Genomic DNA, 1,464 nt, shown 5'->3' with positions numbered 1-1,464 from the left:
TCAGTCCTTGATCTCGCAGATCGCGGAGCCGGAGGTGATCGAGGTTCCGACCTCGGCGGACAGGCCCTTGATGGTGCCGGCCTTGTGTGCGTTGAGGGGCTGTTCCATTTTCATGGCTTCGAGGACGACGATCAGGTCGCCCTCCTTGACCTCCTGGCCCTCCTCGACGGCGATCTTGACGATGGTGCCCTGCATCGGGGAGGCGAGGGTGTCACCGGAGGCCACCGGGCCGGACTTCTTGGCCGCCCGGCGCTTGGGTTTGGCGCCTGCCGCGAGGCCGGTGCGGGCCAGGGACATGCCCAGGGAGGAGGGCAGGGAGACCTCCAGGCGCTTGCCGCCGACCTCGACGACGATCGTCTCGCGGTCGGTGTCGTCCTCGGCGTCGGTGTCGGCCGGGGCCGCGAAGGGCTTGATGTCGTTGTCGAACTCGGTCTCGATCCAGCGGGTGTGGACCGTGAAGGGGTCCTGGCTGCCGGTGAGCTCGGGGGCGAACGCCAAGTCGGTGACCACCTTGCGGTGGAAGGGGATGGCGGTGGCCATGCCCTCGACCTGGAACTCCTCCAGGGCGCGGGCGGCGCGCTGCAGGGCCTGTGCGCGGGTGGCGCCGGTGACGATGAGCTTGGCCAGCAGGGAGTCCCAGGCCGGGCCGATGACCGAGCCGGACTCCACGCCCGCGTCCAGGCGCACGCCGGGACCGGAGGGTGCCTCGAAGCGGGTGACGGTGCCGGGGGCGGGCAGGAAGTTGCGGCCCGGGTCCTCGCCGTTGATGCGGAACTCGAAGGAGTGACCGCGCAGTTCGGGGTCGCCGTAGCCCAGTTCCTCGCCGTCGGCGATGCGGAACATCTCGCGCACCAGGTCGATGCCGGCGACCTCCTCGGTGACCGGGTGCTCGACCTGCAGGCGGGTGTTGACCTCCAGGAAGGAGATGGTGCCGTCCTGGCCGACGAGGAACTCGCAGGTGCCCGCGCCCTCGTAGGCGGCCTCCTTGAGGATCGCCTTGGAGGCCCGGTACAGCTCGGCCACCTGCTCCTGGGACAGGAAGGGCGCCGGCGCCTCCTCGACCAGCTTCTGGTGGCGGCGCTGCAGGGAGCAGTCACGGGTGGAGACCACGACCACGTTGCCGTGCTTGTCGGCCAGGCACTGGGTCTCCACGTGCCGGGGGCGGTCCAGGTAGCGCTCGACGAAGCACTCGCCGCGGCCGAAGGCGGCCACCGCCTCGCGCACCGCGGAGTCGTACAGCTCGGGGACCTCTTCGAGGGTGCGGGCGACCTTCAGGCCGCGGCCGCCGCCGCCGAAGGCGGCCTTGATGGCGATGGGCAGGCCGTGCTCCCGGGCGAAGGCCACGACCTCGTCGGCACCGGAGACCGGGTCGGAGGTGCCGGCCACCAGGGGGGCACCGGCGCGCTGGGCGATGTGCCGGGCGGCGACCTTGTCACCCAGGTCGCGGATGGCCTGCGGGGGCGG

At 71.5% G+C, this 1,464-nt stretch carries 1 protein-coding gene; it reads right to left on the bottom strand.

Annotated elements, in window-relative coordinates; translation table 11 throughout:
• Positions 1-1,464 (bottom strand): biotin/lipoyl-containing protein (locus tag ACIRP7_RS45605; protein ID WP_403672972.1); only part of this gene is annotated, 1,464 nt, incomplete at its 5' end.

It is taken from the genome of Streptomyces sp. NPDC102270 (assembly GCF_044766405.1).
Lineage (GTDB): Bacteria > Actinomycetota > Actinomycetes > Streptomycetales > Streptomycetaceae > Streptomyces.
Note: the sequence above shows the minus strand (reverse complement) of the source record. Positions and strands in the feature narration are given on the sequence as shown.